This window comes from Pantoea ananatis PA13 (genome assembly GCF_000233595.1).
Classification (GTDB): Bacteria; Pseudomonadota; Gammaproteobacteria; order Enterobacterales; family Enterobacteriaceae; genus Pantoea; species Pantoea ananatis.
Map to the genome: position 1 here is coordinate 2,146,575 of NC_017554.1, position 14,592 is coordinate 2,161,166.

The following is a 14,592-nucleotide window of genomic DNA, read 5'->3' on the forward strand; positions in this document are numbered from 1 at the left end:
GAAAATAATATTTTAAAAGTATAACCTATAAGCCGTGCGGCCAGGGCCACTTTTTAGGAATTACCGCCAAATCAACTGACTGGCGGTAATACTCAGGCTCAGGCCGGTTCTTTTAATACCCACCGGTCTTGCTGCTTATCGTAGTGAGCGATATGTAAAATGACCTCTTTATCGTCGATCCATGCCGGAACGCTGGTGTCGTGATCCCAGCCGTCGAGCTGATAGCTCAGTCCGGGGTTGGTGTGGCAGGGAATACTCACTGTCAGCGGTTTTTCGCTGCTGAATTCTGCATCGACAATTTCGTAGCGACCAATTTTAACCACGTGACCCATGGATAACTCCCGTTTTCACTGAATGTTATAAAAGCGTAGTGCAATTCAGCCCATTTAACGCGCCAGCGAAGTAAGATTATTCTTTGTCTTCACTTGGGCGCACACCAATTTTCACAATCTGATTATCTTCTTTTTCCGCCACGGTCCAGGTCAGTTGATTCCATTCAACCTGATCGCCCACGACGGGCGTGCCACCCAGCATGCCAAGCATCAGCTGCCCGAGCGATTGTTGAGCATTGGTCTGTTCGTCCAGTTCAAGGCCGTAAATTTGCGCCACGTCGTTCAGGCGCGCGTCGGCATCCAGAATAAAGTCACCAAAGAAACGCTGGTCCAGCGCGACGGGCGGCGACTGACTGAACATTTTTCCTAGCGCAGGCAGGTCACGCTCACGTCCAATCACGCAGATAACGTCGTTTTCTTTTAATCGTGTCGCCCCGTTGGGATGCATCAGCACATTATCCCGAAACAGGGCAGCAATGCGGGTTTCACGCGGCATCTGTAAATCACGCAGCGCAGCGCCCACGCACCATTTGTCGGCACTGAGCTGGTAAACAAACTGCTCCCAGGGATTTTCCGGGTGGATATCTAAGCCAATTCGGCTGACAGGCGATGCCGTGGGCGGTACCACCACTTTGGCTTTTTTTGCCGCATAGCCCAGCGAGGTGCCCTGCAGCATCAGGGAGACCAGCACGACAAAGAAGGCGATGTTGAAATAGAGTGATGCGTTTTCAAGTCCGGCCATCATCGGGAATACCGCCAGGATGATCGGAACCGCGCCCCGCAGGCCGACCCAGCTGATAAAAATCCGTTCACGGCCTGTAAAACCGCGGAAGGGCAACAGGCCGATAAACACGGAGAGGGGGCGCGCAACCAAAATCAACCACAGGGAGAGGATCATTGCCGGAACCGCAATATGCCAGAGATCGGAAGGTGTGACCAACAGGCCCAGCACGATAAACATCCCTATCTGACTGAGCCACGCCATACCGTCAAAGGTTTGCAGAATGCCAAATCGGTTACGGATGGGGCTGTTACCCAGTAAAAAGCCGCACAGATACACGGCCAGAATGCCGCTGCCTTCCAGCACCGTTGTCAGGGCGAACACCAGAATCCCACCGCTGAGTGCCAACAAGGGATACAGGCCGGGTGCCAGGTTGATGCGGTTTATGAGCTGCTGCAGGGCCCAGCCGCCGCCCAGTCCAAGTACGATGCCCAGGCCGAACTGTTGGATGAGATGCACGAGAAACATCCAGTCAAGACCGGTTTTGCCCTGCTCGATCATTTCAATCAGCGTGATAGTGAGAAACACGGCCATGGGATCGTTGCTGCCTGACTCAATTTCCAGCGTTGAGCTGACGCGTTCGTTCAGGCCTTTATCCCCAAGCAGTGAAAAAACGGCTGCCGCATCGGTAGAGCCAATAATGGCACCGATCAGAAAGCCCTGCATCATATCCAGCCTGAAGAGCCAGGCCGCGGCCACGCCGGTCAGGCCAGCCGTAATCATTACGCCTACCGTTGCCAGTGACAGGGCCGGCCCCAGCGCCACCTTGAAGGAGCTGGCTTTGGTACGCATCCCACCGTCCAGCAGGATAATCGCCAGGGCAAGGTTAGAGATAAGGTAAGCGGCGGGATAGTTATCGAAGGCGATGCCGCCAATGCCATCCACGCCGGCCAGCATGCCCAGTGCCAGAAATATCACCAGAATAGGAATGCCAAGACGGGATGAAAAAGAGCTGAGTAAGATACTCGACGCAACCAGCACGGAGCCAATAATAAAAAGACTATAAACAATAGTGTGGTTCAAACGCGGTCTCCTGAGATTCGGCAGTCAATGTCAGCTAATGTGTAGAAACATCCATGCTATCTCTGCAAGATAATGTTTTATCAATGAGTTGTCATGGTCATTTTGCAATTTATATCAATTGCTAATGCCTTGGTTAATCCGGTTAAACGATATTAATAGAGGAGTTGGAGGAGTTGTTGCAGGAAAGGCCATGTTTTAACAGGTTATTACGCAAAAAAAAAGCCGACAGAGCGTCGGCTTGATGTGTCAGGCTTCCATCGCCTGCTTGTGAAACAGTTCACGGAAGACCGGATAGATATCCTCCGGCTCGCGAATGTGCTGGATCGCAAAGTTATCAAATACAGACTGCAGATGTTCATATTCGCGCCACAGTGTCTGATGCGCGCGACGCGTGATTTCAATGTAGGTGTAGTAACGGACGACCGGTAAAATGTTCTTTGCCAGAATTTCGTGGCACAGGGGGGAATCGTCGGCCCAGTTGTCGCCATCAGAGGCCTGCGCGGCATAGATATTCCACTGTGCCGGATCGTAACGCTCTTTCACCACGTCATCCATGAGCTTAAGGGCACTCGACACGATAGTGCCGCCGGTTTCCTGTGAGTAGAAAAACTCCTGCTCATCAACTTCTTTCGCCTGAGTATGGTGGCGAATGTAGACCACCTCGACATTTTTATAGGTTCGACTCAGGAACAGATAGAGCAAAATATAAAAACGTTTTGCCATGTCCTTGGTGGCCTGGTCCATTGAACCCGAAACGTCCATCAGACAGAACATCACGGCCTGGCTGGACGGTTCAGGGCGTTTTTCAAAATTTTTATAGCGTAAATCAAACGTATCAATGAAGGGCACCCGATCGATACGTGCTCGCAGCTCTGCAATTTCTTTGCGTAAGCGCTCCTCTTCGAGCAACTGAGCCGGTTCAGATTTTTCAACCGTCGTCAGCGCATCCTCAAGCTCATGCAACTGGCGGCGCTTACCTGCGGTCATCGCCGTACGGCGCGCCAGCGAGTTCTGTAGCGAGCGTACCACGCTGATGTTGGCCGGTACGCCATTAGACGTAAAACCGGCGCGGTGGGTTTTATACTCATTCAGCTGGCGATGCTGGTTTTTACGCAGGTTGGGCAGGGCCAGGTCTTCAAACAGCAGGTCCAGATATTCGTCTTTAGAAATCTGAAAAACAAACTCATCCTGACCTTCACCGTCCTGACCGGCGTTGCCCTGGCCTGAACCGCTGCCACCGCCGCCCTGCGGCCGCTCCACGCGGTCATTTTGCACAAAGTGATCGTTACCGGGATGGACGCGGTGGCGCTGCCCGCCGCGTCCCTGATGGAAAATCGGTTCGTTGATGTCATCAATCGGAATAGAAACGGATTCGCCACTGCTGACGTCGGTGACCGAGCGTTTGTTAATGGCCTCGGAGATCGACTGCTTAATCTGAGACTTGTAACGACGCAAGAAGCGCTGGCGGTTGACCGCGCTCTTGTTTTTACCGTTTAGTCGGCGATCGATAAAATAGGCCATGATGTTCCCCCAAACTACATTGCAAGCAGGCCGGGTTGTCCCGACCTTAAGAGACCGGTGCTATCCCGCACCGGTTTGCTTACAGACTCTGATCAGGACGATTTACGCACGCGCAGATACCATTCACACAGCAGGCGAACCTGTTTGCGGGTATAGCCTTTTTCCATCATGCGATCGACAAAATCATCGTGTTTCTTCTGCTCATCCGTAGAGGTTTTCGTGTTAAACGAAATAACCGGCAACAGCTCCTCGGTATTTGAGAACATTTTTTTCTCAATCACCGTACGCAGTTTCTCATAACTGGTCCAGTTTGGATTGCGGCCGTTATTGTGCGCACGCGCACGCAGCACAAAATTGACAATTTCGTTGCGGAAGTCTTTAGGATTACTAATCCCGGCAGGCTTCTCGATTTTCTCCAGTTCCGCATTGAGCGACTCACGGTCAAAAAGCTGTCCGGTGTCAGGGTCACGATATTCCTGATCCTGGATCCAGAAGTCGGCATAGGTAACATAGCGATCGAAAATATTCTGACCATATTCGGAATAGGATTCCAGATAAGCCGTCTGAATCTCTTTGCCAATAAACTCAGCGTATTTCGGAATTAAATAACCTTTTAGGTGCTCAAGGTATTTTTCCGCTTGCTCCTGTGGGAACTGCTCGCGTTCAATTTGCTGCTCCAGCACATAAAACAGGTGAACAGGGTTGGCTGCCACTTCAGTGTGATCGAAGTTGAAGACGCGGGACAGAATCTTAAAGGCGAAACGGGTTGACAGCCCGTTCATCCCTTCGTCGACGCCGGCGTAATCATGATACTCCTGCCAGGACTTCGCCTTAGGATCGGTATCTTTCAGACTTTCACCGTCATACACACGCATTTTTGAGTAGATACTGGAGTTATCCGGGTCTTTAAGTCGCGAAAGGATAGAGAATCTCGCCAGCGTTTCCAGGGTGCCGGGTGCGCAAGGCGCGGTAGACAACTCACTGTGGTTCAGCAGCTTCTCGTAAATCTTAATCTCTTCGGACACGCGCAGGCAGTAAGGCACCTTAACAATATACACACGGTCAAGGAACGCCTCGTTGTTTTTGTTGTTGCGGAACGTCACCCACTCCGATTCGTTCGAGTGGGCCAGAATGATACCGTTAAACGGCAGGGCGGAAATGCCTTCTGTACCGTTGTAGTTACCTTCCTGGGTGGCGGTCAACAGGGGATGTAGCACTTTAATCGGTGCTTTAAACATCTCCACAAATTCCATGATGCCTTGGTTAGCCCGGCACAGCGCGCCCGAGTAGCCGTAAGCATCGGGATCGTTCTGCGCATGGTTTTCCAGTTTACGAATGTCCACCTTGCCGACCAGCGCGGAGATATCCTGGTTGTTTTCGTCGCCCGGCTCTGTTTTAGCAATAGCTAACTGCTCCAGAATCGACGGCCACACTTTCACCACTTTAAAGCGGGTGATATCCCCGCCGAAATCATGGAGGCGTTTAGCCGCCCATGGCGACATAATGGTGCCAAGGTAGCGGCGCGGCACGCCGTACTCTTTCTCCAGAATATTGGCGTCTTCCTGAGGATTGAACAGGCACAGTGGATGATCGTTGACCGGGCTCCGTTCGCCATCGGCGCTCAACACATAGATAGGAACGCGTTGCATCAGGGATTTGAGACGTTCCGCCAGCGAGGATTTACCGCCCCCGACCGGACCCAGCAGATAGAGAATTTGTTTCTTCTCTTCAAGGCCTTGTGCCGCGTGTTTCAAATAAGAGACGATCTGTTCAATCGCTTCTTCCATACCGTAAAACTCTTCGAACGCCGGGTAACGGCCCATTACCCGGTTAGAAAAGATTCTGGAAAGACGTGGCTCCTGAGCGGTGTCCACCATCACGGGTTCACCGATTGCCATTAACAGTCGCTCTGCGGCGTTGGCGTATGCACTGCGATCCTGTTTACAGATTGTCAGAAATTCCTGCAGTGTGAACTCTTCGTCCTTGGCAGCTTCATAACGCTGACGATAATGATCGAATATATTCATAGCGATGCCCGTCCTTTCGTTTTTAGCACAGGTAAAGGAGCAATAATCAGTGCTCGTACAGCTCCCGGAAGATATTATCTGTTAGTACAGCAACCCTTATGCCAACCTGATCATTGTTATCGGGATGCACAACATTTATGACGACACTCTTGCAACAAAACCTCGGGTATTAAGTTTAACTGTAGAAGGCATTCAGAAAATTTCATCATAGATTTTTGATTAGTGAGCCACATATCAATAACAAAATCATTTTGTTGCGAAACCTTTTTGACAGGGTAATGGCGAATTTGTGATGCCTCCAACCCGGTTATGCCACATTCCGCCATAAATGCGGTAGATGATTTTCATATAAGGTTAATTCAGTCTGTAAAAAGCGTTAGACTGTATGAGTGATTGTTATATTTATGGAATGAATAAATTGTGAACCAATTCAAACTTAACACGCTTATCGCGCTTATCCCTTGTTATTTTCTGGGGCATTCAGTACAGGCCGCACCTTTATCGCTTGGCGCATCAGTGATTTATGCCCAGTCGCCTTACCGGGGTGGGCAGGACCGCTATTTGCCGGTGCCCATCATCAATTATGAAGGAGAAAACTTCTGGTTTAACACGCTGCAGGGCGGCTATTACCTGTGGAAAGACCCGCAGGATCAGCTGTCTCTGACCCTGCTCGGCTCGCCTCAGGAGTATGACCCCGGTGATAACGATCTGGGGGATATGAAAGGGCTGGATAAGCGCCGTATGACGCTGATGGGCGGGGCAACCTACCGACATACTGCAGACTGGGGGATTATCCGTACCTCACTGCTGGGCGACCTGCTCAACAACAGCAACGGGATCATCTGGGACCTGACCTATCTCTACCGCTTCAACTTCGGTGACTTTACCCTGACACCGGGCATCGGGGCGATGTGGAACAGCGCGAACCAAAACCGCTACTACTATGGTGTTTCCGGCAATGAGAGCGATCGCACCGGCATCAGCCGCTACCATCCTGATGACAGCTGGTCGCCCTATGCTGAGCTGAACGCCAGCTACAGTATTACGCCGCAGTGGAATGCCAACCTGTCCGGTCGCTATACGCGTTTTGCCAGTGAAATCAAAGACAGCCCTATGGTCGATAAAAGTGGGCAGTTCACAATCTGGACCGGCGTCAGTTATAGCTTCTGATTTGCACCCTAAGAGGGCAGGCGTTGCCCTCTGATCGTTTGTCTGCTCTACAACAGTGCAGGAGAGTCAAATGGCACAACGTCTCGATGTTGCGGGTCACCAGGGCATCCCGGCTATTGGCCTCGGAACCTGGTACATGGGCGAGGACAGCGCTCGCCTTCAGCAGGAAGTCACAGCGCTTCAGGCGGGTCTGGATGCAGGCCTGAAAATTATCGATACGGCAGAAATGTATGCCGATGGCAGAGCGGAAGAGGTGGTCGGCGAGGCATTAAAAGGGCGCCGCGATAGCGCGCTGCTGGTATCGAAAGTCTACCCATGGAATGCCGGTGAAGATGATGCGATAGCGGCCTGCGAAGCCAGCCTGCGCCGTTTGCAAACCGACCGTATTGATCTCTATCTGCTGCACTGGCGCGGCAGCGTCCCGTTGGAAGAGACGATTCGCGCCATGCAAAGGCTTCAGCAGCAGGGGAAGATTGTACACTGGGGCGTTTCAAATTTTGACAGCGACGACATGGACGAGCTCTGGGCGGAACCCGGTGGCGAAGCATGTGCGACGAATCAGGTCCTTTACCATCTCGCCTCTCGCGGTATTGAGTACGACCTGTTACCGCAGTGTCAGCAGCGTGCTGTGCCGATCATGGCATACTGTCCGTTGGCACAGGCAGGGCGGCTGCGCAGCCATTTGTTTTCTGAGCCCACGCTGGTCGCTTTGGCTCAGCAGAAAGGCGTGACGGTTGCACAGCTGCTTCTGGCGTGGGTAATCCGCGCTCCCGGCGTGATGGCTATTCCTAAAGCCAGTTCCCTTGAGCACGTCCGGGAAAATGCCGCGGCACTGGATATCACCCTGAGTGATGAGGCGTGTTTCCTGATCGACAAGGCTTTCCCGCCACCGCGGCATAAAATGCCCCTGGACGTGGTGTGAATTAAGCGTTAATTCACTTTCCCTTTCAGACGGATCGTGGTGGCCAGCCGGGCCGGTTTTTCGCCCGCGCTGCGTAACGGCTTGCTGATTCGCGCCGTTTCCACGCACACCATGGTTTTATACCCTTCGTTGGGCATGTCCGTCATACTGCAGGAGAGTTCGACGCCGGGGTTCCACGTGACAACGTCACTATGATGGTGGTGATAGACTTCAATCTGGCGCTTTCCAGCCTGATCGTTAATCACCGAACAGTCATTGGCCGAGGTGAAAATACGGTCAACCCGGGTGGTAAAGCGCTGTTTGCCGTCGCCCGTGCCTGGCTGATTGTCGTTAACCTTGTCGATATAGTGCTCACCCAGACCCGACACCTCTACGCCATTGATATCCGCCACGTTAAAGTAGCTGTGCAGGGCGGCGGTGGACGTGTAGTCGCCATAGGCTTCCAATTCGATCTCACAGTGCTGCCCCAGGCGGAAACGGGCGATTAACGTGAATTCATGTGGCCACAGCTTTAAGGTTTGCGGATTACTTTCCAGCACCAGCGTCAAGATAACGCCATCTTCGTTTTCGTCATGGGCGGACAGCGTCCACGACTGGTTACGGGCAAAACCGTGTGCGGGTTCACCTGCGGGGCCAAACCAGGGCCAGCAAATGGGAATGCCGCCTCGAATCGCTTTGCCTGGTGAGAAGGGGCTTTTGTCACTTAGCCACAGGACAGGTTTCTCCCCGCTGGGCTGCCAGGCGATGAGATGCGCGCCCTGTAACGTGATAGCTGCGCGCACGCGGGGATGACTGACGACGATAGCCGGAAGTTCGCCCACCTGACGCTGTGACAGGTAAGGCGTAATCTGTTTAATGACGGGAAGAGAAAAAAGTTTGTCTTGCATGCCCGACTCCTTACGAAAGGGATCAAAAAAAGGGTGACCGAAGTCACCCTTATTCTCTAGTGTCTGGCTGCCTTATTTAGCAGAAACCAGCGCAATCAGGTCGAGAACTTTGTTTGAATAACCGGTTTCGTTATCGTACCAGGAAACCAGTTTAACGAAGTTGTCATTCAGCGCGATACCCGCTTTCGCATCAAATACTGAAGTCAGCACTTCGCCGTTGAAGTCGGTAGAAACCACGTCGTCTTCAACGTAGCCCAGCACGTCTTTCATTTCGCCTTCTGCTGCTGCTTTGATCGCTGCACAGATTTCTTTGTAAGATGCGGCTTTTTCCAGACGAACGGTCAGGTCAACAACAGAAACGTTTGGCGTCGGAACGCGGAACGCCATACCTGTCAGCTTGCCATTCAGTTCTGGCAGCACTTTACCTACGGCTTTGGCCGCACCGGTAGATGAAGGGATGATGTTCTGAGACGCGCCACGACCGCCACGCCAGTCTTTGTGAGACGGGCCATCAACGGTTTTCTGCGTTGCAGTCGTTGCGTGAACGGTGGTCATCAGACCTTCCACGATACCGAACTTGTCATTGATCACTTTAGCCAGTGGTGCCAGGCAGTTAGTGGTACAAGAGGCGTTAGACACGATGTCCTGGCCCTGGTATTTGTCGAAGTTTGCACCACGAACAAACATTGGGGTGTCATCTTTAGACGGACCGGTCAGAACGACTTTCTTAGCACCCGCAGTGATGTGCTTACGTGCCGTCTCGTCGGTCAGGAAGATACCGGTTGCTTCAGCAACAACGTCAACGCCGACTTCATCCCACTTCAGGTTAGCCGGATCTCTCTCAGCGGTAACGCGGATTTTCTTACCGTTAACAACCAGAGCGCCGTCCTGTACTTCAACGGTGCCGTCGAAGCGGCCGTGAGTAGAGTCGTACTTCAGCATGTACGCCATGTAATCAGCGTCCAGCAGGTCGTTGATAGCAACGATTTCGATGTCAGAGCGCTGTTGAGCAGCACGGAAAACGATGCGACCGATACGGCCAAAACCGTTGATACCTACTTTGATAGTCATATATTCCACCAGCTAGTTGTTAGTGAATAAAAGGTTGGCTGTAAAATTACAAAAACCTTACCAGGCGTCAAGCGGAATCGTGTCAATTGTTGCGACAGGTCAATCCACCAGACAGGAATTATTGGGGCCGCAACCGCTTGCGCTCAGCGGTAAACGGCGTGCTCTGTTGAATCCTTCGCCGAATATATAGGGATATACCAGAGAAAAGGTGATCGAGTTCACAAATCCACCTTGTGAGATACTGACTGAAGGGTTGAGCACAAAAAAAGACCCGATTAATGTTGATCGTTTGTTAGAATACTAGTCGATTTTTACAGAATGACATCCCGGAATTGCTCAAATGCCTAAAGAAACCGCACCCGAAGCAAAAATTGCCCAACTGACTGAGATGCAACGCTATGTGACTCAACAGCGAGGAACGGAGCCGCCTTACAGCGGTGCCCTGCTGCATAACAAGCAGGAAGGAATTTATCACTGCCTGGTCTGCAATGCGCCGTTGTTTTTGTCTGATACCAAGTACGATTCAGGTTGTGGCTGGCCGAGTTTTTATCAGCCAGTAAGCGATGAGGCCATTCGCTATCTGGAAGATAATTCCCATGGTATGCAGCGCATCGAAATCCGCTGTGGCAGCTGTGATGCGCACCTGGGGCATGTTTTCCCGGATGGCCCCCAGCCGACAGGCGAGCGTTACTGCGTCAATTCTGCCTCGCTGAACTTTACAGATCAGCAAGGTGAGGAGACCCAAGGATAATCATGAAACAGCAACTTGAAGCCATGCTTGAAGCCCTGACGCCTGAAATTTATGAGCGTCTTGTTGTGGCCGTTGAAACCGGAAAATGGCCGGACGGTGTAGCGCTTACCCAGCAGCAGCGTGATAACAGCCTGCAACTGGTGATGATGTGGCAGGCACGTCATAACGATGCACCTCAGCATATGACCATCGGAAAAGACGGTGAGATGGTCACCAAATCGAAAAGGCAGCTGAAAGAAGAGTTTGGTATCGAACCAGACGTCACGCGTATCAACCTGCATTAAGTCTGATAAGGTGCTTCTGTCAGGGTGCTGACAGAAGCGTTTAGCGTGGATGACGGGCTGGCACGCTGCCAGCCCGGAGCACGTCAGACAATGACCGCACCCTGGGCGGCCATCTGGGCCAGTGCGATGTCGCTGTCTTCAGGATTCAAATTCACCCCGCGGCAGCCTTCGGCGACCACGTCCACCTGATAGCCCAGTTCCAGTGCATCCAGAACGCTGTATTTCACACAGTAATCGGTTGCCAGCCCCAGCATAACCAGATGGCTGATGCCGCGTTCACGTAACCAGCTGTCCAGCTCCGTTTTACGGCGATGGCCGTTATCAAAAAAAGCGCTGTAGCTGTCGACATCCTGATCCTGGCCCTTGTGAAAAACAGCATCAAACAGGCTGCGATCGAGACCAGGATGAAAATCAGCGCCCGCCGAATGCTGAACACCATGATCGGGCCACCAGATTTGAGGCAAACCGTTGAGCTCACCCAGGGTATAAACCGGCTCGCCCGAGACAGAAGCAAAGCTGCCATGATTGGCCGGGTGCCAGTCCTGCAAGGCCACTACGCATTCGCCTTTCTCATGAAAGGCACGGGCATAGCGATTTGCTACCGCGACGGTGTGATCGCCTTCTCTCACGGCCATTGGGCCGCCGGGGCAGAAGTCGTTCTGAATATCGATAATGATCAGTGCCCGTTTCATTCCCGTTTGCTCCGTTTTAGTCTTCTGTCAGTTCGCCACGCAGGTTTTGCTGCATTTTGGCACGGATTTGCTCGCTTGAAAGATCCTGACTTAACAGATAGTGAAGTTTGGTCAGGGCCGCTTCTACCGTCAGATCAAAACCGCTGATCACGCCTGCATGCTCCAGCGCATTGCCCGTCGCGTAGCCGCCCATGTTAACTTTGCCGGAAATACACTGCGTCAGGTTAACGACCACAATGCCGCGCTCGCTGGCCTGCTGCAGTTCAGAGAGAAACTCAGCGTTCTGCGGCGCATTACCCACGCCATAAGAGCGCAGAATAAGGGCTTTAACCGGCTGGCGCAGGAAGTTGCGCACCACATCGGCGGAAATACCGGGGTAAATGGTAACCACGCCAATAGGCTGTGGCGTAATGGTATGAACGATGAGTTCACCTTTCCCCTGTGGCGCGGGTGGCGTGTTCAGACGACGAATGTGGATGCCGGCTTCCAGCAGCGCAGAAAGGTTGGGTGAGGCAAAGGCATTAAACCCGTCAGCATGCGCTTTTGTGGTGCGGTTACCGCGATAGAGCGTGTTATTGAAAAACAGCGTCACTTCATTAACCGGATAGTTAGCGGCGACATAGAGTGAATTTAGCAGGTTTTGCTGACCGTCCGAGCGCAGTTCTGCCAGGGGGATTTGCGAGCCGGTTACGATGACAGGCTTGGCCAGGTTCTCCAACATAAACGACAGGGCGGAGGCGGTAAAAGCCATGGTATCTGTGCCATGCAGAATCACAAAACCGTCGTAGCGATCGTAATTACGCCGGATATCTTCGGCAATTGACTGCCAGTCCTGAGGCGTCATATCGGACGAGTCGATCAGGGGCTGATATTCGTGAATCGTAAAGTCAGGCATTTCCGGGCGATGGAATTCCGGCATTTTTGCCAGCTCTTGCTGCAGGTGACCTGAAACCGGAATATAACCTTGAGCGGAACGTTGCATACCGATAGTACCGCCCGTATAGGCAACGTAAATGTTTTTCTTTTGCATAGGTGTACTCAGACTTGCCGTAAAACGCGCAGTATAAGGGCAATGGCAGGGAAAAGCAGCCCGACCAGCGGTCGGGCTGAGAGGTTTATCGCACTTCGCCGCAGGTCAGGCAGAAGGCATAGCGGTTTTGTGGATCGTTAAGATGGTCGAACAGGCCAGGCTGACGTCGCATTGCACTCATTACGTCGAACATCGGCGCAGGCAGCCAGGCTTTGATCGGGTCAGGCAGAACAGCCTGCACGGAGGCATTCATTTGATTTAGCATCAAATCAATAAAGCCGGGATCTTCCTGGTACCAGTCAAGCTGCGGCTGGGAAACCTTCGCCAGTTCAGCGGCTTTTTTCACTGCGTCATCAAAATCCCCCAGCGCATCGACCAGGCCATTAGCTTTCGCATCACTGCCGGTCCACACATGTCCCTGGGCGATGGCGTCAATTTGCTCCGGCGTTTTGTGACGCGAGGCGGCAACCAGACCAACAAAGTTGTGATAGCCGTTTTCGATGGTCAACTGCATAAGCTGTTGAACCTCGGGGGGCAGCGCCTTAGTGCTGGCGACGTCCGCCAGAGGCGATGTCGCCACGCCGTCCGTGTGCACACCAATACTGGCCAGACTGTTCTCCAGGGTATTAATTACGCCGAAGATGCCAATAGAGCCGGTCAGGGTACTCGGGCTGGCGATGATGTAGCTGGCTGGCGTTGAAATCCAGTATCCACCGGATGCCGCCATGCCGCCCATTGACACCACTATCGGTTTCCCGGCCGCTTTCGCTGCAGCCAGTTCGGCACGGATGGCCTCCGAGGCCGTCACGCTACCGCCCGGGCTGTTGACCCGAAGAATGATCGCTTTGATTTTCGGATCCAGGCGTGCATCACGAATCTGCGCCGCCGTGGTATCGCCACCGACGTTGCCCGGCGTTTCATCGCCATCCATGATGGCGCCGCTGGCCATGATCACGGCAATATTGCCTTTCTGCTGAGTGGCGTCCGGTTTCACGTTGTAGTCATAAATACTGACGCTGCGATAATCGCTACTCTGCTTATCGAAACCAAAGGTCTTGATTAACATCTGATCGGCATCGGCCCGTGAACCCAGAACGTCGACCAGTTTGTTATCCAGCGCGTATTGACCCGTATCACCTTTAACAGCCTGCAGGCCGGCGATAATGGCCGTTGCACCAGGGAACAGCTGCTCAGGCGTAATCTGACGGTTAGCCGATACGGTGTTCAGGTAATTTTGCCAGAGTTGGCCAACCCAACGGGTATCCGCATCGCGCGCTGCAGGTGACATATCGTCGCGCAGGAAAGGCTCAACGGCAGACTTATAGGTTCCAACACGGAAGACGTGTGAATTGACTTTCAGCTTTTCAAGCAGCGTTTTGTAGTACAACCCGTTGGTGGCGAAACCATGCAGGTCAACCGTACCCTGAGGCGAGAGGTAGATTTTAGTTGCATAGCTTGCAAGGTAGTACTGAGCCTGGCTGTAGCTGTCGCCCAACGCATAAATCGGCTTACCGCTTTCCCTGAATTCGCGCAGCGCTTTGCCCACATACTGCAGCGAGGGCTGATCGCCACCGGCAAAGTCACGCAGGTCCAGCACCATGCCTTTGATATTACTGTCATCCTTTGCCTGACGAATCGCATCGACCACGTCAAACAGGGAGTTTTCCTGCAGTCGGTCGCTGCTGGTGCCTAACAGCTGACGGCCAATTTTGCTCAGGCGATTACTGACGGAAGGCTTATCGACCAGCACACCGGTCAGGTCAACTTTTAACGCACCTTGCTGTATGGGAGCAGAATGACTGCCTGAACCACTTACCTGAAGCCAGATCCCGACACACACGACAATTAAAAAAATCAGGAACAAATTAAGAATTAATTCCCTGATAAAGTTCAGCACTCGCCAGATCCCGCGGAACAGGCCAGCAATTATTCGCCACAATGTGCGCATCACACTCTCCATATTGATATAACCGGAAATCGCCGCTTAGCGGTCCAGGTCTCCGTTGACGACCTCATCCTAAAGAGCGGCGAAACAAAAGTCAGCAGGAAATCACCCTGGACTGTTACAAAAAATCCACCTGTGCCAGGATTACGCATGCTT

General features: G+C 52.6%; 13 protein-coding genes. 4 read left to right on the forward strand and 9 right to left on the reverse strand.

All coding sequences use genetic code 11. From position 1 onward, the window contains the following. Positions 1–98: 98 nt before the first annotated feature. The 4 genes from PAGR_RS10130 to yeaG all read right to left on the reverse strand — a co-directional run bounded on the left by PAGR_RS10130 (position 99) and on the right by yeaG (position 5,684). The gene (locus PAGR_RS10130; RefSeq protein ID WP_013025994.1) at positions 99–332 is read right to left on the reverse strand and encodes a DUF1480 family protein; all 234 of its coding nucleotides are present in this window, start codon (positions 330–332) and stop codon (positions 99–101) included. A 76-nt stretch (positions 333–408) separates the two neighbouring features. Continuing rightward, positions 409–2,136, reverse strand: coding sequence for a potassium/proton antiporter (locus tag PAGR_RS10135; protein ID WP_013025993.1), 1,728 nt, complete (start codon positions 2,134–2,136; stop codon positions 409–411). A gap of 246 nt (positions 2,137–2,382) precedes the next feature. Then, positions 2,383–3,657 carry a YeaH/YhbH family protein gene (locus PAGR_RS10140; protein ID WP_013025992.1) on the reverse strand — a complete coding sequence of 425 codons (1,275 nt, stop codon included), beginning with the start codon at positions 3,655–3,657 and terminating at the stop codon, positions 2,383–2,385. Positions 3,658–3,749: 92 nt separating this feature from the next. Next, positions 3,750–5,684 (reverse strand): protein kinase YeaG, encoded by a 1,935-nt coding sequence (gene yeaG, locus PAGR_RS10145; RefSeq protein ID WP_014593835.1) that lies wholly within the window; start codon positions 5,682–5,684, stop codon positions 3,750–3,752. 420 nt (positions 5,685–6,104) lie between these two features. Here yeaG and PAGR_RS10150 point away from each other — a divergent pair, with 420 nt between their 5' ends. Together PAGR_RS10150 and PAGR_RS10155 are read left to right on the forward strand one after the other, a co-directional pair. Further along, positions 6,105–6,854 (forward strand): MipA/OmpV family protein, encoded by a 750-nt coding sequence (locus PAGR_RS10150; RefSeq protein ID WP_013025990.1) that lies wholly within the window; start codon positions 6,105–6,107, stop codon positions 6,852–6,854. A gap of 70 nt (positions 6,855–6,924) precedes the next feature. Then, positions 6,925–7,776, forward strand: a complete 852-nt coding sequence (locus PAGR_RS10155; protein WP_014605711.1) for an aldo/keto reductase — start codon at positions 6,925–6,927, stop codon at positions 7,774–7,776. 8 nt (positions 7,777–7,784) lie between these two features. Here the strand turns inward: PAGR_RS10155 and PAGR_RS10160 are convergent, their stop codons facing one another. Beyond that, entirely contained in the window at positions 7,785–8,663 is an 879-nt protein-coding gene (locus PAGR_RS10160) for a D-hexose-6-phosphate mutarotase (RefSeq protein ID WP_014605712.1), read from the reverse strand. A 72-nt stretch (positions 8,664–8,735) separates the two neighbouring features. After that, positions 8,736–9,734: a glyceraldehyde-3-phosphate dehydrogenase gene (gene gapA, locus PAGR_RS10165; protein ID WP_014593833.1), complete on the reverse strand. Its 999-nt coding sequence runs from the start codon at positions 9,732–9,734 to the stop codon at positions 8,736–8,738. Between the two features lie 340 nt (positions 9,735–10,074). Here gapA and msrB point away from each other — a divergent pair, with 340 nt between their 5' ends. Together msrB and PAGR_RS10175 are read left to right on the forward strand one after the other, a co-directional pair. Further along, positions 10,075–10,485: a peptide-methionine (R)-S-oxide reductase MsrB gene (msrB, locus tag PAGR_RS10170; protein ID WP_013025986.1), complete on the forward strand. Its 411-nt coding sequence runs from the start codon at positions 10,075–10,077 to the stop codon at positions 10,483–10,485. Positions 10,486–10,487: 2 nt separating this feature from the next. Continuing rightward, on the forward strand, positions 10,488–10,769 hold the full coding sequence (locus tag PAGR_RS10175; RefSeq protein WP_013025984.1) for a YeaC family protein: 282 nt from the start codon (positions 10,488–10,490) through the stop codon (positions 10,767–10,769). An 83-nt stretch (positions 10,770–10,852) separates the two neighbouring features. Here PAGR_RS10175 and pncA read toward each other — a convergent pair whose 3' ends face one another. The 3 genes from pncA to sppA form a co-directional block, all read right to left on the reverse strand. Further along, the gene (gene pncA, locus PAGR_RS10180) at positions 10,853–11,461 is read right to left on the reverse strand and encodes a bifunctional nicotinamidase/pyrazinamidase (RefSeq protein WP_013025983.1); all 609 of its coding nucleotides are present in this window, start codon (positions 11,459–11,461) and stop codon (positions 10,853–10,855) included. A 16-nt stretch (positions 11,462–11,477) separates the two neighbouring features. Next, positions 11,478–12,491 (reverse strand): asparaginase, encoded by a 1,014-nt coding sequence (gene ansA / locus PAGR_RS10185; RefSeq protein WP_013025982.1) that lies wholly within the window; start codon positions 12,489–12,491, stop codon positions 11,478–11,480. 85 nt (positions 12,492–12,576) lie between these two features. Beyond that, positions 12,577–14,439 (reverse strand): signal peptide peptidase SppA, encoded by a 1,863-nt coding sequence (gene sppA, locus PAGR_RS10190; protein WP_014605713.1) that lies wholly within the window; start codon positions 14,437–14,439, stop codon positions 12,577–12,579. Between the last annotated feature and the right edge of the window lie 153 nt (positions 14,440–14,592).

What these genes read in the sequence shown, in the direction of transcription:
- PAGR_RS10130 (WP_013025994.1), bottom strand. Translation starts at nt 332, where the DNA reads ATGGGTCACGTGGTTAAAATTGGTCGCTACGAAATTGTCGATGCAGAA.
- PAGR_RS10140 (WP_013025992.1), bottom strand. Translation starts at nt 3,657, where the DNA reads ATGGCCTATTTTATCGATCGCCGACTAAACGGTAAAAACAAGAGCGCG.
- yeaG (WP_014593835.1), bottom strand. Translation starts at nt 5,684, where the DNA reads ATGAATATATTCGATCATTATCGTCAGCGTTATGAAGCTGCCAAGGAC.
- PAGR_RS10155 (WP_014605711.1), top strand. Translation starts at nt 6,925, where the DNA reads ATGGCACAACGTCTCGATGTTGCGGGTCACCAGGGCATCCCGGCTATT.
- PAGR_RS10160 (WP_014605712.1), bottom strand. Translation starts at nt 8,663, where the DNA reads ATGCAAGACAAACTTTTTTCTCTTCCCGTCATTAAACAGATTACGCCT.
- gapA (WP_014593833.1), bottom strand. Translation starts at nt 9,734, where the DNA reads ATGACTATCAAAGTAGGTATCAACGGTTTTGGCCGTATCGGTCGCATC.
- msrB (WP_013025986.1), top strand. Translation starts at nt 10,075, where the DNA reads ATGCCTAAAGAAACCGCACCCGAAGCAAAAATTGCCCAACTGACTGAG.
- PAGR_RS10175 (WP_013025984.1), top strand. Translation starts at nt 10,488, where the DNA reads ATGAAACAGCAACTTGAAGCCATGCTTGAAGCCCTGACGCCTGAAATT.
- pncA (WP_013025983.1), bottom strand. Translation starts at nt 11,461, where the DNA reads ATGAAACGGGCACTGATCATTATCGATATTCAGAACGACTTCTGCCCC.
- ansA (WP_013025982.1), bottom strand. Translation starts at nt 12,491, where the DNA reads ATGCAAAAGAAAAACATTTACGTTGCCTATACGGGCGGTACTATCGGT.
- sppA (WP_014605713.1), bottom strand. Translation starts at nt 14,439, where the DNA reads ATGCGCACATTGTGGCGAATAATTGCTGGCCTGTTCCGCGGGATCTGG.